This is a genomic window from Novosphingobium lentum NBRC 107847 (assembly GCF_001590965.1).
GTDB lineage: Bacteria > Pseudomonadota > Alphaproteobacteria > Sphingomonadales > Sphingomonadaceae > Novosphingobium > Novosphingobium lentum.
This window is the reverse complement of record NZ_BCTW01000016.1, coordinates 61,252-87,077: the sequence shown is the minus strand read 5'-3', so window position 1 is coordinate 87,077 and position 25,826 is coordinate 61,252. Positions and strand designations below refer to the sequence as shown.

Genomic DNA, 25,826 nt, shown 5'->3' with positions numbered 1-25,826 from the left:
CTAACCCACTGCCGCCTGCAAGCGCGCGTCCTCGCCATTGCGGCTGAGCGTGGCGATCACGCCGGTGCAGATCAGGAACTGCCCGACGTAGTACAGCGGCCAGATCAGCCAGCCCGGCAGCGCGCTGGCAGCCAGCGGCCCCATCCGGGCAAAGATCAGCACATCCGAGGCGACGAACAGCAGCGCCCCCAGCCCCACGCCATAGAGCGGGAAACTGCTGGTCCACGCCAGGCCCGCCATGCCGGCCAATACCAGCGCGTAGAGGGCGGTGTTCGCCGCCGTCGAACGGTCTGACGGAAGCACCCACGCCAGCAGCGGCACGATGACCAGCAATGCGACCGCCAGCAGTTTCTGGCTCACGCTGGTGTCGGCCCGGCGATGGCGCAAGTACAGCGCAATGGCGCACACGTGGCCGGCGAAAAACGCCGCACCGCCGGCGGTGGCGTCGATTTCCATCAGCACGTCGCCCAGCGCACCCAGCGCCATCACGCCCGCGATCAGGTGCCCGTCGCGCGAGCCGTTGCGCGTCCACGCATACACCGCGAGCAGCGCCACGCCCGCGCCCTTCCACGCCATCTGGTAAAGCCCGGGCAGCCGGCCATCGGCCACAAACCAGTAACTGATGGCGAACGCGAGGCTGGCCAGCAGCCATGGTCTGCGTTCCAGCAATCCGCGCGCGGGCATCGCGTTCGCTCCTTGTTCGGGTTGGGCCTTGTCGGCACGGCGTCGAAAGTCCGTTTGGGGCTGTCGCGCGGCGCGCGCAATGCCTATGGCGCGGGGCATGACACATCAGGTCCATATCATCGGCGGCGGACTGGCCGGAAGCGAAGCGGCGTGGCAGCTCGCCCGGCGCGGCATCCGCGTGAAACTATCGGAAATGCGCGGCGCGGGCGAGCGCAGCCCGGCCCACCAGGGCGATGCGCTGGCCGAACTGGTCTGCTCGAACAGCTTCCGCTCGGACGACCACGAACGCAACGCGGTCGGTCTGCTGCACCACGAAATGCGCGCGCTGGGCTCGCTGGTGATGGCGGCGGCGGACAAGTCGAGCGTTCCTGCCGGATCCGCGCTGGCGGTCGACCGCGATGTGTTTTCGGCGCACGTCGAAGCCGCGCTGGCCGCGCAGCCGACGCTGGAGATCGTGCGCGAGCGGATCGACATGCTGCCCGCGTCCGGACTGACGATCATCGCCACTGGACCGCTTACCGCCCCCGCGCTCGCCGACAGCATCGGCGCGGCGACCGGGGCGGATTCGCTGGCGTTCTTCGATGCGATCGCGCCGATCGTTCACCGTGACAGCATCGACATGGACATCTGCTGGATGGCCTCGCGCTGGGACAAGGGCAGTGGCGACGACGGTTCGGGCAAGGACTACATCAACTGCCCGATGACGCGCGAGGAATACGTCGCGTTCCGCCAGGGCCTGCTCGACGGCGAAAAGACCGAGTTCCGCGAGTGGGAAGCCAGCACGCCGTATTTCGAAGGCTGCATGCCGATCGAGGTGATGGCATCGCGCGGTGAAGACACCTTGCGGTTCGGGCCGATGAAGCCCGTAGGGCTCGACAATCCGCATTGGGCCAGTCCGGAACATCCCCAAGGGCGCTGGGCCCATGCCGTGGTGCAGCTGCGGCAGGACAACAAGCTAGGCACGCTGTGGAACATGGTGGGATTCCAGACCAAGCTGAAACATGCCGAGCAGGTGCGCCTGTTCCGCACGATCCCGGGGCTGCAGAACGCCGAATTTGCTCGCCTGGGCGGCCTGCATCGCAACACGTTCCTCAATTCGCCGACGCTGCTCGACCGGCAGTTGCGGCTCGGCAGCGCGCCGCACATCCGCTTTGCCGGTCAGATCACCGGCTGCGAAGGCTATGTCGAAAGCGCGTCGGTGGGCTTGCTGGCGGGACTGATGACCGCGGCGCAGATCGCCGGTACGCCATGGACCGCCCCGCCCCGCACGACCGCGCTCGGCGCCCTGCTCAGCCACATTACCGGCGATGCGGAAGCCGACAGCTACCAGCCGATGAACGTCAACTTCGGCCTGTTCCCACCGCCGGCGGACGAGGTGAAGAAAAAGCAGCGCAAGGAAGCCTACACCGGCCGGGGCAAGGCCGATCTAGCCGTCTGGCTCCCCACCGTCGTTGCCTGACGCGGGATCGCTGCCCGACTGATCGCGCGCGGCCCTGCCGCCTTTGCTCCGGCCGCGATGGCTGCCTGCGGCGGGCTTGCACTGGCACTTGGCCGCCGACTTCTTCGACTTGGTGGCGACGAATTCCTCACGGGTGAGCGCGCCGTCGCCATTGTGGTCGGCCCCCTTGAACTTGTTGCTGGTGCGCACCGCCCATTCTTCGAACGACAGCAGGTTGTTGCCATCGACATCGAGCTTGCGGAACGCCTTTACCCGCGGCGCGAGCAGTTCGTTGCGCGTGATCCGCCCGTCACGGTCCTTGTCGAACCGGTCGAACCGGCGGGCTTCGCGCGATTCCTCGCTCGCTTGCGGCAGCGAAGCACCGTGCTGGCCCGCGCCGTCTTCATCGGGCGGGTCTTCGGCATCGGGTTGCGCGCCATCGGTTGCCGCGATGCTGGGCGGCGGCGCGTTGCGCGCGGTCTGGGCGCGGCCCTGCCACCAAAACACACCCGAGGCGACCAGCAGCAACGCGGCGAACGCGCCCAATACGATACGGTTCATCGGACGCCCTCGCAGCCGCCGCCGGAGCGACCGGCCTGACGATAGCGCGGTCCTGTCGGGCGGTGACTCCCAACCGCATCCATTCCTGCGTAATATTACGTAGGGCCTGTCGTTACCGCCCGATCAGGCCGAGCCGCAGCGCCACCGCGAGGTCCGCGATCGGAGCGGGCCGGCCTCCCCGCGCGGCGGCACGAACCGCCAGCCCGCGCAGGAGCATCAGTGGCCGCATGGCGCGGTTCAGAGTGCGGCCCGGCCCGGCGGCGGCGGGGCGCACCCAGTCGCTCGCCGCGCTGCCTACAGCCGTCGTGTCGGCAATGGCGCAGAGCCGCGCCAGGGCAGTCATCGCGGCGATCCGCGCATCGGCGAGTTCGCCACCGCCGTCCTCGCCCACGGCCTGTGCTTCCCAGCCATCGACCATCCCGGCCAGCGCAGCCCGCTCCGTCTCCCACGGGACAAGGTGTGCCAGCAGGGGCTCGCCGCGCGGCCAATCGCCCGCGGGCGTGGTGAACCGGTCGCGCCACCACGCCAGCCGCAACTGGATCATCACCGGCTCACGCCCGGGACGGGCTGTTTCCCTCAGCCGTGCATCGAGTGCGAAAAATCCCAGCCACAGCGGCGCAACCGATCGCGGCGCATAAGCCAGCGCCAGCCGTTCGGGCGGATCGAGCGTGTCCATGAGGGCGTGTCGGTCGGGCGGCGCGGTCACGTCCTGCCGTCGGGAATTGTTGGCATCATGGCCCGGCGATACGGGATCGTTCGCGGCGAGTCTGCCCCCGACAAGTCGCTGGACCGCCAAAATGCGCGCTGACGGACGGGATGTGGCCAGTCGGGCGTTAATCTCTGCGGGCCAAGCGGCCCGGTCATCGGTGCAGGATCGTCATGCAGGCGATAAGTAATTGACGCAGTAAATATCGTCAACAGCCGTTAAATTTCCTGACTTTCAAATCAAGATAGCCTTCAATACCATAGTGGATCAAATAGTCATGGGTTTAACTGAAACTTAACCACGGCAGTTACCGGTTCATTCCTGAACGAAAGTTATAGCCACATCCCGGAAGGAGTGGTTTGCGTGAGCAGTTTCGGACTGGACGAAACCACCGACCGGATTGTGCACCGCGACGATTCGTGGCTCGTGCGCCTGGCCCGCGACCGTGCCGGCAACACCCTTGCCATCGTCGCCGCCGCGATCATTCCGCTGATCGGGATGCTCGGCAGCGGGCTGGACATGGGACGCGCCTACCTCGCCCAATCGCGCCTCCAGCAGGCCTGCGATGCCGGCGCGCTCGCGGCGCGCAAGTCACTGGGCTCGGTCGCGCCGACCTCGGGCGCCATTCCCGAAGCGGCCGCAACCATCGGCCAGCGGTTCTTTAACGTCAACTTTCGCGATGGCAGCTACGGCACCACCGACCGCACGTTCGCGATGGCGCTGGAGAGCGATTACTCGATTTCGGGCCACGCCACCGTCATCGTGCCCACCACGCTGATGCGCATTTTCGGCTTCCAGCAAGTGCCGATCACCGTCAACTGCAAGGCCCGGCTGAACTACGCCAACACCGACGTCATGATGGTGCTCGATACCACCGGATCGATGGCGGACACCAATCCGGGTGACACCGCGCCCAAGCTGCAAGTCCTGCGCAACGTGGTGAAGTCGTTCTACAGCCAGCTCGAAGCCAGCAAGAGCCCCGGCACCCGCGTACGCTATGGTTTCGTGCCGTATTCGACCAACGTCAACGTCGGCGGTCTGCTCAAATCGGGCTGGGTTGCCGACAGCGCGACCTACCAGGGCCGCGTCGGGGAAGACACCGGGACAACCGAAACGCACGACACGTACGACACCTCCTATGCCTATGTCAGCGGCACGACGAGCGCCGTCGCAGCATACCTGTCGGCGACCTGCCCCGCGAACACCGTTACATGGGCCCAGCTGTCGTACAACACGGCCCCCGACGGCACCGTGACGGGCACGGCCGAAATCAACGGCACCGCCTATGGCTGCGCCTTTGCCGACAGCGGGAACAAGTCGGTCACCGGCACCACCTACGACCACTATGTCTACAGTTGGACGACGAAGAAGACCGGCACGGTGACCAACCCGGTGTTCACATGGCGCTACAAGCCGATGGCGTTCGATGTGCGCAACCTCAAAGGTGCGACCGACGATGCGCCGCTGGCCGGTGGTTATCTCGACGTTCCCATGGCGGGGTCTCCCGCCAGCCCTTCCCCGCTGCGCGCCTGGTTTCGCGGCTGCATGGAAGAGCGCGCGACGTACGAGATCGGCGATTACGACAACGTCGACCTGACCCGCGCGCTCGATCTCGATCTCGATACGATCCCGACCAGCGCCAACCCGGATACACAGTGGAAGCCCATGCTCAACGAGATCTCGTGGGTGCGCAGCATGGACTGGAACGGCAACGGCAGCTTCACGCCGGGGCCGGTCACGTTCGGCGGCGACTTCATGATGTCGGAATGGGCGGGACTGTCATCTTGCCCCAGCCCTGCGCGCAAGCTGGCGCCGATGACGCCGCAGGATCTGTCGGACTATGTCGACGCCTTGCAGCCCCGTGGCAGCACCTACCATGACATTGGCATGATCTGGGGCGGACGGCTGCTGTCCTCGACCGGCCTGTTCGCGGATGAAAACGCCGATCTCGCGGGCAAGCCGACCAACCGCAACCTGATCTTCCTGACCGACGGGCAGACCGCGCCGCTCGACCTGTCGTATGGCGCGTACGGCATCGAACCGCTCGACCACCGGCGCTGGTCGCCATCGTCGCCGCTGTCGTTGACCGAGGTGGTGGAAAAGCGGTTCACCGTTGCCTGCCAGGAAGTGAAAAAGCGCAACATCACGGTGTGGTTCGTGGCATTCGGCACCGACCTTAACCCTGTCATGACGCAATGTGCCGGCGTGGGTCATTCGTTTTCCGCCGGCAATGCCACGGAACTGGAAACGGTATTTTCCAACATTGCCAAGTCGATGGGAGACTTGCGTGTCTCGGGGTAAGGCGCTGTTTCCGAAGCCGGTCGGCGGCTTGCCCGGGCGGCGCGCTAACCGTTCGTTAACCATACCTGTTGGCGGCAACCTTTACCGCACGCGGGTATGGTCGACGCATGAACGGGGTGGTCACGACATTGCTGAGCCTGCTGACGCGCGCGCTTCGTTCGCGGCGGACCAGCCCGTTCATGGCCCGCCCGCTCCTGGCACGCCCGTTCCTCGCACGATTGGCAGGCGATCGCACGGGCAACACGATCGCGATCGTGGCGGCGGCGATGATCCCATTGCTGGCGATGATCGGCGGCGGCGTTGACATGGGCCGCGCCTACCTCGCGCAGGCCCGGCTCCAGTCCGCCTGCGATGCCGGCGTGCTCGGCGCGCGCAAGTCACTGGGGGCCGGCGCGAACTTCAATGCTTCGACCGACGGCCCCAAAGTGACCGACGCGGGCAACAAGTTCTTCAACGTCAACTTCCGCGATGGCAGCTACGGCAGCGAAAACCGTTCGTTCACGATGGTGCTCAACAACGACTTCTCGATCACCGGGAAGGCCGCGATCGACATGCCGACCTCGATCATGTCGATCTTTGGCTACACGCGCATCCCGGTGAAGATCGATTGTTCGGCCCGGCTCAATGTCACCAACACCGATATCATGATGGTGCTCGACGTGACCGGTTCGATGGCTGAAAACACGCCGACCGAAAGCCAGCCCAAGATCGCCGTGCTGAAATCGGTGGTCAAGACGTTCTACGCGCAGATGATGGGCAGCAAGGTGCCCGGCAGCCGCATCCGTTTTGGCTTTGTGCCCTATTCGACCAACGTCAATGTCGGCTCGCTGCTGCAGGATTCCTGGGTGGTGCCTAACTGGAACTACGATTCGCGCGTCCTGGTCGGCACCGGCAGCACGGGCGGCACGTACAGCTATTACGGTGCGCTGACGTCGGTTTCGGGCAACTACTACACCTCCGCAGTTTCGACGTACGCCGCAAAGCAGAGCGGCAGCACGTATTCGTGTCCGACCAAGCCTGCGAACACGCTGACCACCAGCAGCCCGGTGCTCATTTCAACCGTCAGCACAACGGTGACAACGCCCGTTCCCGGCACGCAAACGGTCGAGACCTATCAGCGTACGCAAAACGGAAGCTCTTACGCCACATCGCTGTCGGGCACCACGTGCACGGTCAACCAGACCATCTACAGCAACTATGTCAGCGCCTACACCTACATCACCGAGCCCAAGCTCAACGGCGGGAGCAACTGGCAGTACCAGCTGGTCAACAAGGACACGAGCGCGTGGCGCACCGAGTCCAACGGCTGCATGGAGGAACGCGGCACTTACGAGATCGACGACTACAACAACGTCGACCTGACCCGCGCCAAGGATCTCGACATCGACCTGGTGCCCAATGCCGGCGACACATCGACGCAGTGGCGGCCGGAATATCCGGCGATGATCTACGAACGCCAGCTCAAGTGGAGCGGTGGCAGCTTCAACACCGCTGCGATCACCACCAACGACGAATATGTCGCGCCCTACATTCCCGGCTTCGCCGCCTGCCCTCCGGCGGCGCACAAGCTGGCCGAAATGTCTGCCAGCGATATCGATTCCTATGTCGCGACGCTCACCCCGGGCGGCAGCACGTACCACGACATCGGGATGATCTGGGGCGCGCGGCTGATTTCGCCGACCGGAATCTTCGCGACCGAAAACGCCGATGTCGCGCCCAACAACCGCACCAACCGCAACATCATCATGCTGACCGACGGTGCGACCTCGTCGCTGGACATCAGTTACGGCGCTTATGGCGTGGAACCGCTCGACAAGCGGCGGTGGAATTCGTCGAGCCCGCTAACGCTGACCCAGACCGTGGAGAACCGCTTCTCCTACGCCTGCGAAGCCGCCAAGAAAAAGAACGTCACCGTGTGGTTCATCGCGTTCGGCACCGACATCAACCCGATCATGAGCAATTGCGCGGGCGAAGGCCATTATTTCGCGGCGAGCAACTCGACCGAGCTGGACCAGGCGTTTTCCGACATCGCCAAGGCGATCGGTCAGTTGAGGCTCAACCTGTGATGGCGATCGGTGATGGCCGCCGGCGGCTACGCGGTCTTGCGCGGGATCGCTCAGGCGTCAGCGCGGTCGAATTCGCGCTGATCGCACCGGCGTTGATGGTTACGCTGATGGGCCTGTTCGACATGGCATACACCATGTACGCGCAGACCATGCTGCAGGGATCGCTGCAGCAGGCCGCCCGCGCCTCCACCATCGAGGGTGCGGCGACCACGCTGGGATCGATCGACTCCATCGTGTCCACGTCGGTGCATCGCGTGATCCCGCGCGCGACGCTCACGTTCGTGCGCAAATCGTACACCAACTTCGGCGACGTCAACATGCCCGAGGATTTCACCGATGCCGATGGCGACGGGGTATGCGACAACGGCGAAGCGTTCGAGGATGCCAACGGCAACGGCACCTGGGATCGCGACCGCGGCGTTGCCGGGCTCGGCGGCGCGCGTGACGCGGTGCTCTACACCGTGACGATGACCTACCCGCGGGCCTTCCCGATGACCTCGCTCATCGGTTTGTCGCCCAATGTCACGACTGCAGCCGCGACGGTGCTGCGCAACCAGCCCTATACGGACCAGAAAATCGTCGCCACCGTGGGGAATTGCACATGATCGGCAGCCTTGGACTGTTGCGCCGCCTGCTCGCCGCGCGATCGGGCGTGGCCGCCGTGGAGTTTGCGATGTCGCTGCCGGTGCTGCTGACCGCCGGGCTGTTCGGCACCGAAACCGCCAATCTGGCGGTGGTGCACATGCGCGTCGGCCAGTTGGCCGTGCAGATTGCCGACAACGCCGCGCGGATCGGCGACACGTCGCAACTGAGCGCGCACAAGATCTACGAAAGCGATATCGACGACCTCATGCTCGGTTCGAACATCCAGGCCGGCAAGCTGGGCCTGTTCGATCATGGACGGGTGATCATCAGTAGCCTCGAGGTCGTTCCGGGCACCGCCGACAAGCAGTATATCCACTGGCAGCGGTGCAAGGGCACCAAGCATGTCAATTCGGCCTATGGTGCCGAAGGCGCCGGCCTGACCGGCACGCTCAACGGCATGGGGCCCCCGGGCGAGGAAGTTCAGGCGGTTCAGGGCGATGCGGTGATCTATGTCGAAGTGACATACGATTATCAGCCGCTGATGACCGACATGTTCACCCGGAGCGGCCCGGTCCACGCCACCGCCGCGTTCAACGTGCGCGACAGTCGCGATCTCAGCCAGATCTACCAGCGCGACCCGACCGTGCCCGACCCCGTACTGGGCTGTGCCGCGTTCAACTCGTTCTGACGGCGCCCGCTGCCCTGCGCTCACCGGCAGGGCACCGCGTGAACGATCAGCGGTAGCAGGCCTTCTTGACCGCCGCGACGATCCGCGGAACGTCGATCAGCGCGGCTTTTTCAAGGTTGGCGGCGTAAGGCAGCGGCACATCCTCGTCGCACACCCGGCCCACCGGCGCATCGAGATGATCGAAGCCGTCTTCCATGCAGATCGCCATGATTTCCGATGCGATCGAGCACGTCGGCCAGCCTTCTTCGACCACCACCAGGCGGTTGGTTTTCGCCAGGCTTTCGAGCACGGCGGCCTTGTCGAGCGGGCGCAGCGTGCGCAAGTCGATCACTTCGGCGTCGATGCCTTCGTCGGCCAGCAGCTTTGCCGCATCGAGCGACAGCCCCACGCCGATCGAATACGTCACGATCGTCACGTCCTTGCCCGGCCGCACGATGCGCGCCTTGCCGATCGGCAGCACATGATCGTCGCCCAGATCGGGCACATCGTAACTGCGCCCGTAGATCAGCTCGTTCTCGAGGAACACCACCGGATCCTCGCTGCGGATTGCGGCCTTCAGCAGGCCCTTGGCATCCGCCGCGTCATACGGCGCGATCACGATCAGGCCGGGAACGGCAGAGTACCACGGCGCATAGTTCTGGCTGTGCTGCGCGCCGACGCGGCTGGCCGCGCCGTTGGGCCCACGGAACACGATCGGGCAGCGCATCTGGCCGCCCGACATGTAGTTGGTCTTGGCCGCCGAATTGATGATGTGGTCGATCGCCTGCATGGCGAAGTTGAACGTCATGAACTCGATGATCGGACGAAGGCCGCCCATCGCGGCGCCCGTACCGATGCCGGCAAAGCCGTATTCGGTGATCGGGGTGTCGATCACGCGGCGCGGACCGAATTCCTCGAGCAGGCCTTGCGTGACCTTGTAGGCGCCCTGGTACTCGGCCACTTCCTCGCCCATCACGAAGATGCGGTCGTCGCGGCGCATTTCCTCGGCCATCGCATCGCGCAACGCTTCGCGTACCGTGGTGGAAACCATGGCGGTGCCGGCCGGGACTTCCGGATCGGCTGCGGGCTTGGCCGAGCTGGCAAGTTGCGCCGCGCCCCCTTCGGGTTTGGCCGGTTCGGGAGCGGCTTCGGCCTTCGCCACGGGGGCCGGTGCAGGCGCGGCTGCGGGAGCCGGGGCCGGCGTTGCGGCATCCTCGCCGTCGCCGGTGATCGTGGCGATCACGGTGCCGACCTTGACGTTCTCGGTGCCCTCGGGGATCACGATCTTGCCGATCGTGCCTTCATCGATCGCTTCGAACTCCATCGTCGCCTTGTCGGTTTCGATCTCGGCGAGGATATCGCCTGACTTGACCGCGTCGCCTTCCTTGACCAGCCACTTGGCGAGCGTGCCTTCCTCCATCGTGGGGGAAAGCGCGGGCATCTTCAGATCGATCGCCATCAGTACTGCTCCACCAGCACGTCGGTATAAAGTTCGTGCATGTCCGGTTCGGGCGAGGTTTCGGCATAATCGGCAGATTCGGCCACGACCTGACGGATCGCCTTGTCGATCGCCTTGATCTTGTCCTCGGGCACGCCGCGCTTGAGCAGCTCGTTCTTGGCGCCTTCGATCGGATCGTGCTTCTCGCGCATTTCCTGCACTTCCTCGCGGCTGCGGTACTTGGCCGGATCGGACATCGAGTGCCCGCGATAGCGATAGGTGTTGAGCTCCATCAGCACCGGGCCGTTGCCCGCGCGGACATATTCCAGCGCGACTTGCGCCGCCTGGTGAACCTCGAGCACGTCCATGCCGTTGACGTCCATGCCCGGAATGCGGAACGCCGTCCCGCGCCGGTAGAACTCGGTTTCGGCGCTGCCGCGCTTGACCGCAGTGCCCATGGCATAGCCGTTGTTCTCGATCACGAAGATGATCGGCAGCTTCCACAGCGAAGCCATGTTCATGCTTTCGTAGACCTGGCCCTGGTTGGACGCGCCATCGCCGAAATAGGCCATGCACACGCCGCCATCGCCGGAATACTTGTGCCCGAAGGCCAGACCGGTGCCGAGCGAGACTTGCGCGCCGACGATGCCGTGCCCGCCATAGAAACGGTGGTCGGTCGAGAACATGTGCATCGATCCGCCCTTGCCCCGGCTGATCCCGGCGGCGCGGCCGGTCAGTTCGGCCATGATCACCTTGGGATCGATGCCGTAGGCCAGCATGTGGCCGTGATCGCGATAACCGGTGATCACGCTGTCCTTGCCCGTGACCAGCGCCGACTGCAGGCCGACCGCGACCGCTTCCTGGCCGATGTAGAGGTGGCAGAACCCGCCGATCAGGCCCAGCCCGTAAAGCTGGCCGGCCTTTTCCTCGAACCGGCGGATCAGCATCATCTGCTCGTAGAAATCGAGCAGCTCCTCGTCGCTGGCGTCGTAGCGGCGGTTGTTGGCGTGGGCCTGTTGCAGGCTGCGCAGCGCGAACGTCGCTTCATCGTCGGCACCGGCGATGGAGTCGTCCGCGTCCGTGGCAGAGCGCCCGGGTCCGGCTTTGGTCAGCGCCTTCCTGCGGGTGGCAGGGGCAGTGGTTTGCGTGCTGGTGGCGCGCGTATTGACAGTCTTGGCCAATCGACGGTTCCTTTGCTGGGCGCCCCGGGCCCCGCTCGATCGGCGGGGGCCTGCACATCGTATAGGGCGAAGCGAAGCCGTCGTGCAACGCCGATCCGGTGGTAAATTGGCAGAGAATGGGCAACGCGCAGTCGAATGCGTTGCTGCAGCGATCAGTGGCGCGGAATCACCAACTCATCCGGGTGCGCGACGTTGAGATTGCTGCGCAGAAGTTCGCCCACCAGATCGGGGTCGGCGTGGCGCGGATCGAGCAGGGTGACGCGATTCTTCAATTCATCGCGCTGTTCGGTCAGCAGCTTCACTTCGGCCTGCCGCTCGTCCAGCAGCTGCGCGTTTTCGCTCCACGCGAGCAGCCCGCTCGGCCCGGCAAGGCCCACGCCGCCCAAGATCAGCAACGCAACGAGCGCGAGCGATTGCCCGATGCCTTCGCGCGGTAATCTGGGATTGGGGCGACGCCGTCTCATATCTGCACAGAATCATAGTTAAACCGCCGATTCAAGCGGCAAATGCAGGAATAGGTGTTGCTGCTGGCGATATATCCACCCTGATGGCGTTCGAGAGGCATGAAGGCCGCACCGGAACCGCGCATCGACCCCCGGCTTGTCCCCTGCCCGCGGCATCCCTAGATACCCCAACCCAGGGGCAACCCTTGCATTGCCCGCCAGCCAACGGAGAGTTCCATGCGTGATGCCGTCATCGTCAGTACCGCGCGCACGCCGATCGGGCGGGCCTATCGCGGGGCCTTCAACGCTACGCCGGGCGCCACGCTGGGCGCTCTGTCGGTGACAGAAGCAGTCAGGCGCGCGGGTATCGCGGGCGAGGACGTCGACGACGTGCTGTGGGGCTCGGCGCTGCAGCAGGGCACGCAGGCGGGCAACATCGCGCGGCTGGTGGCGATGCGCGCCGGTCTGCCCGCCAGCGTTTCGGGCATGAGCCTGGACCGGCAATGCGCTTCGGGCCTGATGGCCATTGCCACCGCCGCCAAGCAGATCATCGTCGACCGGATGGACGTGGTCGTCGCGGGCGGGCAGGAATCGATCAGCCTGGTCCAGACCCCGCAGATGCGCGTTGCGGCCGATCCCGAACTGCTGGCGATGCACGGCGATATCTACATGCCGATGCTGCAGACCGCCGAAGTGGTGGCCGAGCGCTATGGCATCGGGCGCGACGCGATGGACGCGTATGCACTGCAATCGCAGCAACGGACCGCCGCCGCGCAGGCCGCCGGCGCATTCGATGCCGAGATCGTGCCGGTCACGGTGACGATGAACGTGAGCGACAAGGCCACCGGCGAAACCTCGCAAAAGCAGATCACCCTCGCCACGGACGAAGGCAACCGCGCCGATACCACGCTGGAAGGCCTGCAAGGCCTCAAGACCGTGATCGACGGCGGCACCATCACCGCCGGCAACGCCAGCCAGCTGTCCGACGGATCGTCCGCTTCGGTGCTGATGGAGGCCAGCGTTGCGGCGGCCAGGGGCCTGGCCCCGCTCGGGCGCTATGTCGGCATGGCGGTCGCCGGGACCAAGCCCGACGAAATGGGCATCGGCCCGGTGTTCGCGGTGCCCAAACTGCTCGAACGGTTCGGGCTGGCGATGAGCGATATCGGCTTGTGGGAACTGAACGAGGCGTTTGCGGTGCAGGTGCTGTATTGCCGCGACCGGTTGGGCATTCCGAACGAGCTGCTCAACGTCAGCGGCGGTGCGATCTCGATCGGCCATCCGTACGGCATGACCGGCGCCCGCGCGGTCGGCCATGCGTTGATCGAAGGCAAGCGGCGCGGCGCCCGGTATGTCGTGGTGACGATGTGCGTCGGCGGCGGCATGGGCGCGGCCGGGCTGTTCGAGGTACTGTAGCGCTCGGTGTCGTTCGGCTTGGGCCGTGTGGCATCTGATCCGCCATGCGCTAGGCCGCAACTTACTTCCTTGGTGCCCCTGGCCCGACTCGAACGGGCACGTCTTGCAACAATCGATTTTGAGTCGATCGCGTCTACCATTCCGCCACAGGGGCACACCGGAGGCGCGGCTTAGCGGGGCCGCGCCGTTGCATCAAGTATCAGAGTTGGGCGCGGGTCGTCACGCAACCGGCTTCGTGCTGGCGGGCCTGCTTGCCGGATTGATCGCGCCGACCACCAGCTTGTGCAGCCGCGAATGCAGCGGATCGTTGGCGGCGAGCACGGTTTCGTCGCAGATCGGCAGATTGCGGCCGCGATAGTCCGACACGAACCCGCCCGCTTCGCGCACCAGCAGGCAGCCGGCGGCGGTGTCCCACGGCGACAGGCTGCTTTCCCAGAACCCGTCGTAGCGCCCGGCGGCAACCCACGCCAGATCGAGCGAGGCCGCGCCGAACCGCCGCACGCCGGCGACTCGGGAACCGATCTCGTGGTAGATGCGGGTCCATTCACCCATGTCGCCGCGCCCGGCAAACGGGATACCCGTGGCGATCAGCGCCTCGTCCAGATGGCGGCGCGAGGACACGCGCAAGCGGCGGTCCTGCAGCCACGCACCGCGCGTCTTTTCGGCCCAGAAGCTTTCGTCGGTGACCGGCTGGTAGACGATCCCGGCGATCACATCGCCCCAGCCCGAACCATCGAGCTTGGGCTCCTGCGCCGCGATCGAGATCGCGAAGTGCGGAATGCCGTGGAGGAAGTTGCTGGTGCCGTCGAGCGGATCGACGATGAAGCGCGGCTTGGTCGGGTCGCCCTCGATCGTACCGCCTTCTTCCATCACGAAGCCCCAGTCGGGCCGCGCCACGCGCAGCTCGTCCCAGATCGTGCGCTCGGCAGCCCGGTCCGCCTTCGACACGAAGTCCGCCGGGCCTTTCTTCGAGACCTGCAGATGCTCCACTTCGCCAAAATCGCGGCGCAGGCGCGTGCCGGCCTTGCGCGCCGCACGCTCCATCACCCGGACGAGACCCGAAATTGCCATGGTCCGGTCAGCCCACCTTGCCGACGTACGTGCGTTCGTAGACGTCGACGATGATCCGCGTCCCGCTGCCGATGTGCGGCGGCACCATCACGCGCACGCCGTTGTCGAGGATCGCGGGCTTGAAGCTGGACGAAGCGGTCTGCCCCTTCACCACCGCGTCGGCTTCCACGATCGTGGCTTCGACCTGTTCGGGCAGCGCCACGCTGATCGGGCGTTCGTCGTAGATTTCGAGCGTCACTTCCATGCCGTCCTGCAGGAAGGCGGCGGCTTCGCCGATCAGGTCGGCGGGCAGCGTGATCTGCTCGTAGTTTTCCTGGTCCATGAACACGAGGGCATCGCCATCGACGTACAGGAACTGGAAGTCCTTGGTATCGAGCCGCACGCGCTCGATCGTGTCCTGGCTGCGGAAGCGGACGTTGGTCTTGCGGCCGTCGATCAGGTTCTTCATTTCGACCTGCATGAACGCGCCGCCCTTGCCCGGCTGGGTGTGCTGCGTCTTGGCAACTTTCCAGATGCCCTTTTCATATTCAAGGATGTTGCCGGGACGAATGTCCACGCCGCTGATCTTCATGGTGCAAAGAGCCTTATCGTCTCGAAAGCGCGGCCCTTAGCCGTTGCGGCCGATTGCTTCAAGCGGCACCGCCGTGCTAGCGCAGCGAGGTGATGAGTGCGCTGCGCCTTTCTGCCGCCGTGCTGCTGTCCTGCGGGCTGGCGGCGCCTGCGGCTGCGGTTCCCGGCGGCACGCTGGGCACGCTCAATCTGGGCACGTATTTCTGCGAGTTGCCCGGCGATGCCGTGACCGGCGCCCTCGCCCGCCGCGACGAGACGTTCACCGTCGTGCCCGATTCGAGCTATCGCACCGCCGACGGCAACCGGGGCACGTACCTGCTGCTGGCCGACCAGTTGGTGATGACCACGGGTTCGCTCGCAGGGTCGCGCTATGCGATGCAATCGGACAATTTCCTGCACAAGCTGGACAGCCGGGGCACCGAAACGCCGCTGCGTTGCGTCCGCTTTGGCGATCCGGCGGCGATGGCCGACAGCCCGCCGCCCAGCGAACGCTTCCGCGACCCGACCCAGCCGGGCGGCACCTCGCGCAGCGACGGACCCGAAACGCTGCCGGCCAAGCCGCTGCTGCGTTAGGCGCTAGCAGGCTGTTGAAGAAGTCCATTTTCGGGCGATGAAGGCATATTCGTCGCCGTGGCGGTAGCAGATTTCGCCGCGGAGGGAGCCGTCTGGCTGGAGTTCGGCGGAGCCGTCTCCGCATACCTCTGTCATTTCGTCACTTCCGTCCCAGGAAAAGTCGATACTGGTCGCTTCGGTGCTGCTCGCCTCCCAGAAGTGTCCGGTGCAGCACCCGAAGGCGAACTCGCCCGAGCCATTGCCCTCGAACAGGATGTAGGCTGGCTCGACCATGTCGGGATAATCGGCGTCGAAGTCGGGCATTTCGACGATGCGCCATTTGCCTTTGAGGCTCATGCCGGCACTCCGAGGAGCTTGGGCAGGCGGATCAGGTTGTAGGCGGCCAAGGCGAGGGTGAAGACCGCGTCGACCTTGGCCTGTCCTCGTAGCTTGACCTTGGCGAGGCGAGCGGAACCCTTGATCCAGCCGAACACCTCCTCGATGCGCTTGCGGCAGCATTGGCTGATGGCATAGCCGGGATGACGGGTCGTCCGCCGATCCATGGCGGTGGCGCGGGGCTTGCCGGTCTTCGAAAGATGCCCGTCGATCGCGATGTGCGGCGTGACCGTCCGCTCGCGCAAATCCTCCACGAACTGCCGCACGTCATAGGCCTTGTCGCCGCCGAGCGTAATGCGGCGGCGACGCGTCCGGCGATCCAGCATCGCAAGCGCTGCTTCCCGTTCGGCGGTGCCGCTGGTCTGGGTAATGCCGCCGTCCACCGCCAGACCGTTACGGTTCTCCATCATGGCGTGGCCGATATAGCAAAGCCTGGCGGGCTGGCCGTCGCCCTTCTTGTAGAGCCGTGCCTCGGGGTCGGTCGTGCTCTGGTGGGTCTCGTTGGAGCGCTTCTCCTTGTGGAAGTCGCGCTCCGCATTGCGGCCCGGACCCGGCTGGTCATCGTCACTCCCATCCTTGCGGCGAAAACTCTTGATCGAGGCCCATGCCTCGATCAGCGTACCGTCCACCGAGAAGTGATCGCTCGAGATCAGCCGCTTCACCTTGGGCTGTGCGAGGATCGCGCGCAGGAATTTGGCGGCGATCTCGCCACTGAGCAGCCGGTCCCGGTTGGTGCTGAAGCTCGAATGATCCCACACTGCCTCGTCGACACCCAGCCCGACGAACCAGCGGAACAAAAGGTCGAACTCGATCCGCTCCATCAACTGGCGCTCCGAACGGATCCCGTAAAATACCTGCAGCAGCATCGCTCGCAGCAACCGCTCCGGCGGGATCGAGGGCCGGCCAAAACGGCGCGCGTAAAGCGCCCCGAAATCCTCATCCAGAGCCGCCAACGCCGCGTTGGTTATCTCCCGGATCCGCCGGAGCGGATGATCCGAACGTATCCGGGACTCCACATCGACATACGAGAATAGCGCTCCCGTGCGTTCGTCTGATCCGCGCATCCGACCCTCCAGCCCGATCAGTGAATCACGAACAACCCGCTCACACCAGAGACTTCTTCAACAGCCTGCTAAACCTTCACCGGCATGGCCCCATCGCGGCGCATGCGGGCGTAGGCGTAGACCACGATCGACGTGAACACGATCACGCCAACCAGTTCGGCACCGGCGAAATCCTTGACCACGGCCATCGCATCGGGATTGTTGGTGGCCGCGACGATTGCCGCATAGACGATGTTGAACAGGCTATCGCCCACGATCAGGCCGGTCGCCATCAGCACGCCGATCCGCTCGGCGAATTCGGGATCGCGCTGGCGCCTGGCCCAGTTGTTGTAGACATGCCCCAGCACCGCGCCGACGATGACCAGCGCGGTCACGTCCATCGGCAGGTACATGCCCATGCCGACCGCCAGCGGCGGCAGCGCACCGCGTTTGGTGCCGCGCAGGACTTCATCGGCGAGCACCGCCACCGCGCCGATCGCCGCGCCCAGCCCGACCAGCCCCCAATCGAGGCTTCCGCCCAGCACGCCTTGCGCAATCGCCGAGATCAGCGCGGCTTGCGGGGCCGCCAGCGCATTGGCCCCTGCCCCTGCCGCGCCCTGGAACCCGAACGTGGTGTTGAGCAGGTCGAGGATCGGCGGGATCACCAGCGCGCCGAACAGCACGCCCAGGATCAGCGCCACCTGCTGGCGCCACGGGGTCGCGCCGACCAGTTGCCCGGTCTTCAAGTCCTGCAGGTTGTCGTTGGAAATCGTCGCCACGCCGAACACGATGGCAGTGACGAACAGCGCGAACGCGACCAGCGCCTTGGTCGAGGAGGCATCCGCCGCGCCGCGCCCGAACAGCGCCAGCAGCAGCAGCGAAATGCCCAGCGCGGCAAGGATGCCGACGCCGGAGATCGGGCTGTTGGACGCGCCGATCAGTCCGGCCATGTAACCGCAGACCGACGCAATCACGATGCCTGCGACCAGCACGTAAAGCACCGACAGCGTGATGGTCAGCCCCAGCGCCCCGGCGACCGGGCCTCCTGCCGCGAAATCGGCCAGCAACAGCGCAATCGGGACCATGCACAGCAGGATCGTGCCGCCGACCAGACCGATCGGCAGGTCGCGCTCGGTCAGTTCGAGGCTGGCGAGCCCGGTGCCCTTGCGTTTGGCGTTGGCGGCCAGCGCGGCGGTGATGCCGCGCACGATCGGGCCGATCACGCGCAGCAACGTCCAGATTGCCGCGACGCCGATAGTGCCGGCGCCGACGAAGCGCACTTTTGCGCGGAACACGCCCGATACGAAATCAGCGAGTTCGGTGCCCGCCGGCGGTCCGCCGTGGGTCAGCACCGGCAGCAGCACGCCAAAGCTGATGACGATGCCGGTCAGCATGGCGATGCCCACCGCCAGCCCGACCAGATGCCCGACCCCGACCAGTGCCAGCGACAGGCCTGCAGACGCCGAGGTTGCGCCGCCGCCGAAGCGGAACGCGGTGCCCGCACTGTCGACCGCCAGCTTCATCTTGGAGAGCAGCGGATAGAACGCCGAAAGCAGCCCGCCGACGGTCACCGCCGCCAGACCGCGCCGGTTTTCCTCCTCGCCGCCCACGCCCGCGCCGACTTTCAGCACTTCGGCGGCAGCGACGCCTTCGGGGTACGGCAGGTCCGATCCGGTCACCAGCGCACGGCGCAGCGGCACCGAATACATCACGCCCAGAATGCCGCCGATCGCGATCACCGCCACCGATTGCCAGTAGGGAAATCCGGTCCACCAGCCGACCATGATCAGGCCGGGCAGCACGAACACGATGGCCGACAGCGTGCCCGCCGCCGAGGCGATCGTCTGGACGATGTTGTTTTCCTGGATGGTCGCGCCGGAAAAGAACCGCAGCACCGCCATCGAGATTACCGCTGCCGGGATCGATGTGGCAAACGTCAGGCCTATGCGCAGGCCGAGGTAGACGTTGGCCGCCGTGAACACGAGCGTGAGTATCGCGCCCAGCACCACGCTGCGCAGCGTCAGTTCGCGCGGCTGCACCGTTGCGGCAGGGCCGCCGATACCGTCCGATTCGCTTCGTGCCACGCGGGTCTCCCGTTCAGGAAAGTGTCAATTTTTCTGGCGAAGTTGACGGAGTTTTCACGCCCTGAGGAGAAGTCGCCTCCCGCTCCCAAGCCGCCCCGTCATGGCCTCGCCCACCCTGATGCCACGCTCGCCGCGTGTAGGAAAGCGCGGCGCGCAAGACCGGTCATTTGCCACCCAGCAGCGGGTAAGGGTTGATCGGCTCGCCTTCGTGCCACGGTGTTTGCGGCGTGGCGGCTTTCACCGCGAAATGGAGGTGCGGTGCGGCGGGATCGGCGTTGCCCGTCGCCCCGACGGCGGCGATTTCCTGCCCCGCCCCCACCGTCTGGCCCTCTGCCAGCCCGGGCGCATAGTGATCGAGGTGGGCATAGTAATAGATCGTCATGCCATCGGGCGATCGGACGTAGATCGTATTCCCGCCGTCGTGCGACAGGAACAGCTTTTCCACGCGACCGGGCGCGGCGGCAAGCACCGGCGTGCCGACCGGCGCCAGGATATCGATCGCATCGTGCACCCGCAGCCCCCCGGCGCGAGACTGGGTATAGGTATCGACCAGTTGGCTCGCCTGCACGCCCTGCACCGGGATGGCGATCGCACCGCGCAGCTGAAGAAGCGACGTCATGACACCCCGGTCCTGTCCGGCCGGCGGGCTGACCCGGGCCGCCGCGCTTTCACCCAGAAACCGCGCGGGCGCACCGGTCGGCACCGGCGCCAGACTGTCGAGGTATATCGCGCCTGCGACAATCCATGCCGCCGACGTCACCGTCACCGTGACGGCGACCAGCCGCGCCTTCTGCCAGAAGCCCATCGCGATCAGGCCGTGAACTCGACTTTGGTACGGGTCGAGACCATCTGCGCCAGACGCGCCACGTCCCAGTTGGTCAATCGCACGCAACCGTGGCTTTGCGCCCGCCCGATCGTCTCGGGCTCGGGCGTGCCGTGAATGCCGTAGTGCGGCTTGGACAGGTCGATCCACACGACACCGACCGGACCGTTCGGACCCGGCGGCAGCATCTGCTTGTCGGTCTTGTCCGCCACGTTCCAGAACAGTTCGGGGTTGTAGGAAAACTTGGGATTGTGCGAGATGCCGTTGATCTTCCAGTTGCCCAGCGGCAACGGATCGTGGCTCGATCCAGTGGTGACCGTGTACAGCGCGACCAGCTTGCCGGCGCCGTCATAGGCGCGCAGCGTGCCTTTCGCCTTGCTTACCACGATCCGCGCGACATCGGGCTGCGCCGTGCCGACGCCCAGCGATTGCAGCGTGGCAAGCCAGATCGGGTCCTTGACCAGCGTGGGATCGATCGCGTCCGCGCCGATGTTCGGCACGCGGATCTGCTGCCCGTCGGCGAACACCGGCGTCGCGGACGGGCTGGCCCCAGCCGCCGTTGGCGATCCTGTAGCAACCGGTGGCGCTCCCGCGATCTGCGGGTTGAGGTCGTGCAGCACCGCGATGGTGGTGTGGAACCGCTCGGCCAGCTTTTCGTCGAGCGATTGATAGCCCAGCGCGGGCAGTGCCGCCTGATCCGCTGCCGCCTTGGGCGTGGGCGCGAACGGCCCTGCGGCAAAGTCGGCGGGAATGGTCACGAGCCTTGTTGCCGGGATGGTGAACCAGCGCTGCATTTGCGTGGTCGTCGCCTCATCGGGCTTGCCGGTTACCGGCAGGCCGTTGGCCTCCTGGAAGCCCATGAGCGCGTTGCGGGTGGACAGGCCGGTCTTGCCATCGACCACGCCGGGGGTGAAGCCCAGCCGGTCGAGCACCACCTGTATCTGCATGTCAGGGCGCGGTTTGTCGTCGGCCGCCGATGCGGGAGCAACCTCACCCGGCCCCGGATCGTGCGACAGCATGCCGTCGGCTGCGGGCGGGGCGAGGGGTTGTGACGTTGGCGCGGCGGCGGCAGGGGAACCCGATGCCGCGCTGTCCTTCTTGGGATCGGCCCCCGCCGTATTGCAGGCGGCAAGCGCCAGCATGCTGGTCAGAAGGCAGGTGGTAAGGATCTGGCGCTGCATCGGTTTTCCCTGGTTGGTTCCAGGGGCAAACGATCAGCGCGCCGGAAAGGTCCGACGCGTGGATACGGCCGCGCGGCGCTCAGAAATCGCGCGGCGCGGCGCTGATCACGTCGAGGAATGCGCGCACCGCTGCAGCCTCGTCGTCGCCCCACACCGCCTGGCTCACCGCGAGAAAGTCCGCGCCTGCGGTCACCAGCGGGGCGCAATTGGCAGGCGTGATGCCGCCGATCGCCACGCACGGCAGTTCGACCATCTGCTGCCACCACGACAACAGTTCCAGTTCGGCGCGATGCTCGGTCGACTTGGTCTCGCTGGGGAAGAACGCCCCGAACGCGACATAGTCCGCCCCCGCCTCGCCCGCCGCGATCGCCAGGTGGCGGCTGTCGTGGCAGGTCACGCCGATCTGCACGTCGCGGCCCAGCTGGTCGCGCGCCTCGGCGATGTCGCCGTCGCCCTGCCCCAGATGCACGCCATCCGCGCCCAGCCGCTTGGCCAGGCTGATGCTGTCGTTGACGATAAACGCGACGTCGGCCTCGGCGCAGATGCGCTGCAGTGGCTCCGCCAGCGCGGCAGCGGCGTGTTCGTCGATGTCCTTCACCCGGAACTGGAACGCCGCGACCTCACCCGCATCAAGCGCGCGGGCGAGCCGGTCGGGAAACGCCCCCCCGACATCGAGTGGCGAGATCAGGTACAGCTGGCAGGCGGGCGTGCGGTTGGGAGATTGGGCCATGGCGCGCGCTCTAGCGGCTCAAGGTCCGGGCGGCAACGATCGCGGTTTGGAGGGGGCGGTTTGGAGGGGGCGGTTCGGCGGTGGCGGTTCGGGCACCGTTCATCGACGAAGGCCGATGTGCGCTGGATGAAATGGATGCTTCCCCTTGCCGCCGCAGCGTTCCTTTCGGGATGCGCCACCGTTCCACGCGCCGGTGCGACCGCTGCCACGCCGTTGGCCAGCGCCGAAACACCGGCCGCGCCCGATACCACCACGGCGGACGGTTTTGCCCGGCTGGGAGAAACCACCCACGCCGGCCCGCTATCGGTCCGACCCGACCATCTGGTCGAGGACAGCCGCTGCCCGATGAACGCGCGGTGCGTATGGGCGGGCCGGCTCATCGTGGAGGCAACCGTGATCGACCACGGCAAGGCCTCGCTCCAGCAACTGACGCTGGGCGAGCCGCTGACGCTCGGCGGCGGGCAACTGGTGTTCGACAGCGCCGAACCCGGCAAGCTCGCCGGACGCGCAGATGCGCCCGGCGATTATCGATTTCACTTCGACTTCAGGCCATAACCGCCTGAAGCGACTGCGTTATCCCTCGCCCTTGTAGATGCCGATGATCTTGTCGAGCATCGCCATCGCCTCGCCACGTTCGCGCTGGAAGGTGTTGCGACCGATGATCGAGCCGTTGCCGCCACCGTCGCGGATGTCGCGCGCGTCCTGATAGACCGCGTCGGCGCCTTTGGCCGCCCCGCCCGAGAACACCACGATGCGGCGTCCGGCAAAGCAGCTTTGCACGACATGCGCCACGCGCTTGGCCTGGGTAGAGCTGTCGAAGCCCTCGTAGGCCTTCTTGGCGTCCTTCTGCTCGATGTGGTCGCTGGGCAGCTTGACCTTGATGATGTGCGCGCCGAGCAGCGCCGCCATGTGCGCGGCATACGCCCCGACATCGAGCGCGAGTTCACCCGACTTGGGCAGCGCGCCGCCGCGCGGGTACGACCAGATCACCGTGGCGATGCCGACCGACTTGGCCTCGGCGGACATTTCGCGGATCTCTTCCATCAGTTCGAAGCAATCGTCGCTGCCCGGATAGATGGTGAAGCCGATCGCCGAACAGCCCAGCCGCAGCGCATCCTCGACACTGCCGGTCAGCGCCTGGTTGGCACCGGTCGCCCAGCTGTTGGAGCTGTTGACCTTGAGGATCGTAGGGATCTGCCCGGCAAAGGTCGATGCGCCCGCTTCCAGCATGCCGAGCGGCGCGGCGTAGGCCGAAAGGCCCGCATCGATTGCCAGCTGGTAGTGGTAGTGCGGATCATACGCCGGGGCATTGACCGAAAAGCTGCGCGCCGGGCCATGCTCGAAACCCTGGTCGACCGGCAGGATGACGAGCTTGCCGGTGCCGCCCAGCCGGCCCTGCATCAGGATGCGGTGGAGGTTGGCCTTTACGCCGGGGCTGTCGGATTCATAATTGGCGAGAATTTTCTGGACGGTGGGCGTCGTGCTCATGGTCGCTCCTGATGCGTGCATTCGTATGCGGGACTGCCCATAGTCGGGCGGGGATGGCTCTGCAACTCGTCTGCTTGGTCAATTTTGGAGGGGTCGGGATCAGGACGGTGCGGAAACGGGGGGGCGTGCGCGATTACCCGAGCAGAAGGCGTCCCAACAATCGTCGGCCGGGCAGATCCACCAATTTCAGCGCGAGAACCGCAGTGGCTATCGCAAACAGTACGAACAATGGAATGAGTGCGAACTCGTCAATTTCAACTCTGAACGCAAGGCGCCTGAACATGTACACCAACGGTAAATGCGTAAGGTACAGCCCGTAAGATATGCTGCCCAAAAACATCATCAGCTTGCCAATGCGGCCGAATGGTTCAATTCGGCTACCGAATATCAATATCGCCGGCCACAGCAGGAAGACGATCACTTGGTCGATCGGCGTACGCCACTCGCGCGGGGCCGGTATCGTGAACACTGCCAGTAGTAGCAGACAGGCGGACATCGCCAGAGTGCGATTGACCGTGCTCCGCCGTGGCACGGTGCGTGAGATCAGCACGCCGCAGCCGAATCCGAACGCTGTGCGCGCCACCGCCACCGGCCATGACGTCCAGTTGTCCCCCCAGGACACATCCATGTCACCCGAGGTAGCGGCCACCAGCATCAGCCCAGACGCCAAAACGAAAATTACCAAGAACAGGCGATCCATCCGCAAGAACACGGTGGCCAAGAGTATATTAGCAATCAGTTCGTACAATAGCGACCAGGCGGCGAGATCGAACGGATATAGGTCTGCTGAAAAGGGGGAAGGCAGCATAGCAGCGTTGACCAGCAGCGAACCGGCGAATGGCGCAAGCGCCAACTGGCCGGGCGCGTGGCGCAGGACAAGGTACAGCGCAATGCTTGCCCCGAATGCGGTCCCGACGGCGTAAACCGGATAGAGCCGCACCAGCCGGATCGCCAGAAATCGCATCAGCCCGAGCCCATCGGCCAGCGGCTGGTCGTACCGCGATGCCAGCACGAAGCCCGACAGCATGAAGAAGAAATCGACTGCGAGGTAGCCGCAGGGCAGCAGCGCGGCGTCGTAATGCATGACCGCAACCGCGATCGCCGCGATGCCGCGCATGCCGTCGAGCGTGGTGTATCGCCCCGGACCGTCCGCAACTGCGGCGTTCAAGCCTGGGTTAGCGCTGCGACGCCGGGCAGTTCCTTGCCTTCCATCCATTCGAGAAAGGCGCCACCGGCGGTCGAGACATAGCTGAAATCGCCGCCCACGCCGGCATGGTTGAGCGCGGCGACGGTGTCGCCCCCGCCCGCCACCGAGACCAGCGAACCCTCGCGGGTCAGCGCGGCGGCGGTGCGTGCCAGCGCCACGGTGGCGGTGTCGAACGGCGGCGTCTCGAACGCGCCCATCGGCCCGTTCCACACCAGCGTGCGGCAGGTCTTGAGCACGTCGGCCAGCGCCTCGATGGCGGCCGGGCCGACATCGAGGATCATCTCGTCCGCCGCGACTTCGTGGACGTTGCAGGTGCGTAAGCTGGGCGGGTTGGCGGCGAATTCCTTCGCCACGACCACATCGTACGGCAGGTGCACGGTGCAGCCCGCCTTGTCGGCATTGGCGAGGATCTCGTCGGCGGTGGAGGCCAGATCGTGTTCGCACAGCGACTTGCCGACATCGACCCCCCGCGCGGCCAGGAACGTGTTGGCCATGCCACCGCCGATGATCAGGTGATCGACCTGACCAACCAAATGCTTGAGCACATCGAGCTTGGTCGAAACCTTCGCGCCGCCAACGACTGCCGCCACTGGATGCTCGGGCTTGCCCAGCGCCTTTTCCAGCGCCTCCAGCTCTGCCTGCATCGCGCGACCGGCATAAGCGGGCAGCGCGTGCGCCAGGCCCACGGTCGACGCATGGGCGCGGTGCGCGGCAGAAAAGGCATCGTTGACGAAGAGATCACCGAGCAATTTCATCTGCTCTACGAGGTCCGGCGCGTTGGCTTCCTCGCCCGCGTGAAAGCGCGTGTTTTCCAGCACGCAGATCGTGCCATCGGCCAAGGCCTTTGCCGCAGCTGCCGCAGTCGGCCCGGCGCAGTCGTCGATGAATTCGACCGGACGGCCGAGCACCGAGGACAGCGCCGGGATCACCTGGCGTAGCGAATACTTCGCATCGGGCTGGCCCTTGGGACGTCCGAAATGCGCCAGCACGAGCACTTTGGCGCCCTTGTCGGCCAGTTCGGACAGGGTCGGCACGGCGGCGCGCAACCGGGTATCGTCGGTCACCGCGCCATCGGCCATCGGCACGTTCAGATCCTCGCGGACCAGCACAAGCTTGCCGGTAACATCTCCAAGGTCGTCCAGTGTGCGAAATGCGTTCATTCTTCGATCCTCACCATTTCGCACACCGTGTCGTCGTG

At 65.7% G+C, this 25,826-nt stretch carries 25 protein-coding genes and 1 tRNA gene; 8 read left to right on the top strand and 18 right to left on the bottom strand.

Going from position 1 to position 25,826, the window contains the following annotated elements:
- Window positions 1-684 carry a lysoplasmalogenase family protein gene (locus NL2_RS14765; RefSeq protein ID WP_068076487.1) on the bottom strand — a complete coding sequence of 228 codons (684 nt, stop codon included), beginning with the start codon at window positions 682-684 and terminating at the stop codon, window positions 1-3.
- 97 nt (window positions 685-781) lie between these two features.
- Between NL2_RS14765 and trmFO the strand changes: the two genes are divergently transcribed.
- Window positions 782-2,143, top strand: a complete 1,362-nt coding sequence (gene trmFO, locus NL2_RS14760; RefSeq protein ID WP_084356115.1) for a methylenetetrahydrofolate--tRNA-(uracil(54)-C(5))-methyltransferase (FADH(2)-oxidizing) TrmFO — start codon at window positions 782-784, stop codon at window positions 2,141-2,143.
- Here trmFO and NL2_RS14755 read toward each other — a convergent pair.
- Together NL2_RS14755 and NL2_RS14750 are read right to left on the bottom strand one after the other, a co-directional pair.
- The gene (locus NL2_RS14755) at window positions 2,111-2,683 is read right to left on the bottom strand and encodes an EF-hand domain-containing protein (protein ID WP_084356108.1); all 573 of its coding nucleotides are present in this window, start codon (window positions 2,681-2,683) and stop codon (window positions 2,111-2,113) included. The two genes, trmFO and NL2_RS14755, sit on opposite strands and share 33 nt — an antisense overlap.
- Window positions 2,684-2,795: 112 nt before the next feature.
- The gene (locus tag NL2_RS14750; RefSeq protein WP_157083186.1) at window positions 2,796-3,359 is read right to left on the bottom strand and encodes a hypothetical protein; all 564 of its coding nucleotides are present in this window, start codon (window positions 3,357-3,359) and stop codon (window positions 2,796-2,798) included.
- A gap of 393 nt (window positions 3,360-3,752) precedes the next feature.
- Between NL2_RS14750 and NL2_RS14745 the strand changes: the two genes are divergently transcribed.
- The 4 genes from NL2_RS14745 (at window position 3,753) to NL2_RS14730 (ending at window position 9,029) form a co-directional block, all read left to right on the top strand.
- Window positions 3,753-5,690, top strand: a complete 1,938-nt coding sequence (locus NL2_RS14745; RefSeq protein ID WP_068076453.1) for a TadE/TadG family type IV pilus assembly protein — start codon at window positions 3,753-3,755, stop codon at window positions 5,688-5,690.
- Window positions 5,691-5,797: 107 nt separating this feature from the next.
- On the top strand, window positions 5,798-7,756 hold the full coding sequence (locus NL2_RS14740) for a Tad domain-containing protein (RefSeq protein ID WP_068076452.1): 1,959 nt from the start codon (window positions 5,798-5,800) through the stop codon (window positions 7,754-7,756).
- Window positions 7,756-8,361: a TadE/TadG family type IV pilus assembly protein gene (locus NL2_RS14735; protein WP_068076451.1), complete on the top strand. Its 606-nt coding sequence runs from the start codon at window positions 7,756-7,758 to the stop codon at window positions 8,359-8,361. The genes NL2_RS14740 and NL2_RS14735 overlap by 1 nt, the downstream gene beginning before the upstream one ends.
- The gene (locus NL2_RS14730; RefSeq protein ID WP_068076450.1) at window positions 8,358-9,029 is read left to right on the top strand and encodes a TadE/TadG family type IV pilus assembly protein; all 672 of its coding nucleotides are present in this window, start codon (window positions 8,358-8,360) and stop codon (window positions 9,027-9,029) included. The genes NL2_RS14735 and NL2_RS14730 overlap by 4 nt, the downstream gene beginning before the upstream one ends.
- A 46-nt stretch (window positions 9,030-9,075) precedes the next feature.
- On the opposite strand, the gene NL2_RS14725 is transcribed toward NL2_RS14730, so the two are convergent.
- From NL2_RS14725 to NL2_RS14715, 3 genes are all read right to left on the bottom strand, one after another.
- Window positions 9,076-10,467: a pyruvate dehydrogenase complex E1 component subunit beta gene (locus NL2_RS14725; RefSeq protein ID WP_068076449.1), complete on the bottom strand. Its 1,392-nt coding sequence runs from the start codon at window positions 10,465-10,467 to the stop codon at window positions 9,076-9,078.
- Complete coding sequence (gene pdhA / locus NL2_RS14720; RefSeq protein ID WP_068076448.1) at window positions 10,467-11,627, bottom strand: pyruvate dehydrogenase (acetyl-transferring) E1 component subunit alpha; 1,161 nt, start codon at window positions 11,625-11,627, stop codon at window positions 10,467-10,469. The genes NL2_RS14725 and pdhA overlap by 1 nt, the downstream gene beginning before the upstream one ends.
- A gap of 152 nt (window positions 11,628-11,779) precedes the next feature.
- Window positions 11,780-12,091: an FtsB family cell division protein gene (locus NL2_RS14715; RefSeq protein WP_068076447.1), complete on the bottom strand. Its 312-nt coding sequence runs from the start codon at window positions 12,089-12,091 to the stop codon at window positions 11,780-11,782.
- 216 nt (window positions 12,092-12,307) lie between these two features.
- On the opposite strand from NL2_RS14715, the gene NL2_RS14710 reads away from it, so the two are divergent.
- Window positions 12,308-13,483 carry an acetyl-CoA C-acyltransferase gene (locus tag NL2_RS14710; RefSeq protein WP_068076446.1) on the top strand — a complete coding sequence of 392 codons (1,176 nt, stop codon included), beginning with the start codon at window positions 12,308-12,310 and terminating at the stop codon, window positions 13,481-13,483.
- Window positions 13,484-13,553: 70 nt separating this feature from the next.
- Here the strand turns inward: NL2_RS14710 and NL2_RS14705 are convergent.
- The 3 genes from NL2_RS14705 to efp all read right to left on the bottom strand — a co-directional run bounded on the left by NL2_RS14705 (window position 13,554) and on the right by efp (window position 15,125).
- Window positions 13,554-13,637 (bottom strand) — tRNA-Leu (locus NL2_RS14705).
- A 65-nt stretch (window positions 13,638-13,702) separates the two neighbouring features.
- The gene (locus tag NL2_RS14700; protein ID WP_068076445.1) at window positions 13,703-14,554 is read right to left on the bottom strand and encodes an inositol monophosphatase family protein; all 852 of its coding nucleotides are present in this window, start codon (window positions 14,552-14,554) and stop codon (window positions 13,703-13,705) included.
- 7 nt (window positions 14,555-14,561) lie between these two features.
- A complete protein-coding gene (efp, locus tag NL2_RS14695; protein WP_068076444.1) occupies window positions 14,562-15,125 on the bottom strand; it encodes an elongation factor P in 564 nt (187 codons plus the stop codon).
- 92 nt (window positions 15,126-15,217) lie between these two features.
- Here efp and NL2_RS14690 point away from each other — a divergent pair, with 92 nt between their 5' ends.
- The gene (locus tag NL2_RS14690; protein WP_157083185.1) at window positions 15,218-15,697 is read left to right on the top strand and encodes a hypothetical protein; all 480 of its coding nucleotides are present in this window, start codon (window positions 15,218-15,220) and stop codon (window positions 15,695-15,697) included.
- Between the two features lie 3 nt (window positions 15,698-15,700).
- On the opposite strand, the gene NL2_RS14685 is transcribed toward NL2_RS14690, so the two are convergent.
- From NL2_RS14685 to thiE, 6 genes are all read right to left on the bottom strand, one after another.
- Window positions 15,701-16,033, bottom strand: a complete 333-nt coding sequence (locus NL2_RS14685) for a hypothetical protein (protein WP_068076442.1) — start codon at window positions 16,031-16,033, stop codon at window positions 15,701-15,703.
- A complete protein-coding gene (locus tag NL2_RS14680) occupies window positions 16,030-17,136 on the bottom strand; it encodes an IS5 family transposase (protein WP_068076441.1) in 1,107 nt (368 codons plus the stop codon). Before NL2_RS14680 ends, NL2_RS14685 begins: the two co-directional genes overlap by 4 nt.
- A 68-nt stretch (window positions 17,137-17,204) precedes the next feature.
- Entirely contained in the window at window positions 17,205-19,199 is a 1,995-nt protein-coding gene (locus NL2_RS14675; protein ID WP_245647702.1) for an OPT family oligopeptide transporter, read from the bottom strand.
- A gap of 163 nt (window positions 19,200-19,362) precedes the next feature.
- The gene (locus NL2_RS14670) at window positions 19,363-20,004 is read right to left on the bottom strand and encodes a M23 family metallopeptidase (RefSeq protein WP_068076440.1); all 642 of its coding nucleotides are present in this window, start codon (window positions 20,002-20,004) and stop codon (window positions 19,363-19,365) included.
- A gap of 5 nt (window positions 20,005-20,009) precedes the next feature.
- The gene (locus tag NL2_RS14665; protein WP_068076439.1) at window positions 20,010-21,203 is read right to left on the bottom strand and encodes a L,D-transpeptidase family protein; all 1,194 of its coding nucleotides are present in this window, start codon (window positions 21,201-21,203) and stop codon (window positions 20,010-20,012) included.
- Between the two features lie 79 nt (window positions 21,204-21,282).
- Entirely contained in the window at window positions 21,283-21,933 is a 651-nt protein-coding gene (gene thiE, locus NL2_RS14660; RefSeq protein WP_068076438.1) for a thiamine phosphate synthase, read from the bottom strand.
- Between the two features lie 135 nt (window positions 21,934-22,068).
- On the opposite strand from thiE, the gene NL2_RS14655 reads away from it, so the two are divergent.
- A complete protein-coding gene (locus NL2_RS14655; RefSeq protein WP_157083184.1) occupies window positions 22,069-22,488 on the top strand; it encodes a hypothetical protein in 420 nt (139 codons plus the stop codon).
- A gap of 18 nt (window positions 22,489-22,506) precedes the next feature.
- On the opposite strand, the gene NL2_RS14650 is transcribed toward NL2_RS14655, so the two are convergent.
- The 3 genes from NL2_RS14650 to NL2_RS14640 all read right to left on the bottom strand — a co-directional run bounded on the left by NL2_RS14650 (window position 22,507) and on the right by NL2_RS14640 (window position 25,788).
- A complete protein-coding gene (locus tag NL2_RS14650; protein WP_068076436.1) occupies window positions 22,507-23,421 on the bottom strand; it encodes a class I fructose-bisphosphate aldolase in 915 nt (304 codons plus the stop codon).
- A 133-nt stretch (window positions 23,422-23,554) separates the two neighbouring features.
- Window positions 23,555-24,589, bottom strand: a complete 1,035-nt coding sequence (locus tag NL2_RS14645; RefSeq protein ID WP_169799518.1) for an acyltransferase family protein — start codon at window positions 24,587-24,589, stop codon at window positions 23,555-23,557.
- A complete protein-coding gene (locus NL2_RS14640) occupies window positions 24,586-25,788 on the bottom strand; it encodes a phosphoglycerate kinase (RefSeq protein ID WP_068076434.1) in 1,203 nt (400 codons plus the stop codon). The genes NL2_RS14645 and NL2_RS14640 overlap by 4 nt, the downstream gene beginning before the upstream one ends.
- Window positions 25,789-25,826 lie beyond the last annotated feature (38 nt).

Bases quoted from the DNA above. Each gene is read 5' to 3' on its own strand.
- NL2_RS14730 (WP_068076450.1), top strand. From the start codon at position 8,358: ATGATCGGCAGCCTTGGACTGTTGCGCCGCCTGCTCGCCGCGCGATCG.
- NL2_RS14755 (WP_084356108.1), bottom strand. From the start codon at position 2,683: ATGAACCGTATCGTATTGGGCGCGTTCGCCGCGTTGCTGCTGGTCGCC.
- NL2_RS14650 (WP_068076436.1), bottom strand. From the start codon at position 23,421: ATGAGCACGACGCCCACCGTCCAGAAAATTCTCGCCAATTATGAATCC.
- NL2_RS14735 (WP_068076451.1), top strand. From the start codon at position 7,756: ATGGCGATCGGTGATGGCCGCCGGCGGCTACGCGGTCTTGCGCGGGAT.
- NL2_RS14725 (WP_068076449.1), bottom strand. From the start codon at position 10,467: ATGGCGATCGATCTGAAGATGCCCGCGCTTTCCCCCACGATGGAGGAA.
- NL2_RS14710 (WP_068076446.1), top strand. From the start codon at position 12,308: ATGCGTGATGCCGTCATCGTCAGTACCGCGCGCACGCCGATCGGGCGG.
- NL2_RS14685 (WP_068076442.1), bottom strand. From the start codon at position 16,033: ATGAGCCTCAAAGGCAAATGGCGCATCGTCGAAATGCCCGACTTCGAC.
- NL2_RS14740 (WP_068076452.1), top strand. From the start codon at position 5,798: ATGAACGGGGTGGTCACGACATTGCTGAGCCTGCTGACGCGCGCGCTT.
- NL2_RS14680 (WP_068076441.1), bottom strand. From the start codon at position 17,136: ATGCGCGGATCAGACGAACGCACGGGAGCGCTATTCTCGTATGTCGAT.
- trmFO (WP_084356115.1), top strand. From the start codon at position 782: ATGACACATCAGGTCCATATCATCGGCGGCGGACTGGCCGGAAGCGAA.
- NL2_RS14640 (WP_068076434.1), bottom strand. From the start codon at position 25,788: ATGAACGCATTTCGCACACTGGACGACCTTGGAGATGTTACCGGCAAG.
- NL2_RS14715 (WP_068076447.1), bottom strand. From the start codon at position 12,091: ATGAGACGGCGTCGCCCCAATCCCAGATTACCGCGCGAAGGCATCGGG.
- NL2_RS14765 (WP_068076487.1), bottom strand. From the start codon at position 684: ATGCCCGCGCGCGGATTGCTGGAACGCAGACCATGGCTGCTGGCCAGC.
- thiE (WP_068076438.1), bottom strand. From the start codon at position 21,933: ATGGCCCAATCTCCCAACCGCACGCCCGCCTGCCAGCTGTACCTGATC.
- NL2_RS14655 (WP_157083184.1), top strand. From the start codon at position 22,069: ATGCTTCCCCTTGCCGCCGCAGCGTTCCTTTCGGGATGCGCCACCGTT.
- efp (WP_068076444.1), bottom strand. From the start codon at position 15,125: ATGAAGATCAGCGGCGTGGACATTCGTCCCGGCAACATCCTTGAATAT.
- NL2_RS14665 (WP_068076439.1), bottom strand. From the start codon at position 21,203: ATGCAGCGCCAGATCCTTACCACCTGCCTTCTGACCAGCATGCTGGCG.
- NL2_RS14690 (WP_157083185.1), top strand. From the start codon at position 15,218: ATGAGTGCGCTGCGCCTTTCTGCCGCCGTGCTGCTGTCCTGCGGGCTG.
- NL2_RS14670 (WP_068076440.1), bottom strand. From the start codon at position 20,004: ATGGGCTTCTGGCAGAAGGCGCGGCTGGTCGCCGTCACGGTGACGGTG.
- NL2_RS14750 (WP_157083186.1), bottom strand. From the start codon at position 3,359: ATGGACACGCTCGATCCGCCCGAACGGCTGGCGCTGGCTTATGCGCCG.
- NL2_RS14700 (WP_068076445.1), bottom strand. From the start codon at position 14,554: ATGGCAATTTCGGGTCTCGTCCGGGTGATGGAGCGTGCGGCGCGCAAG.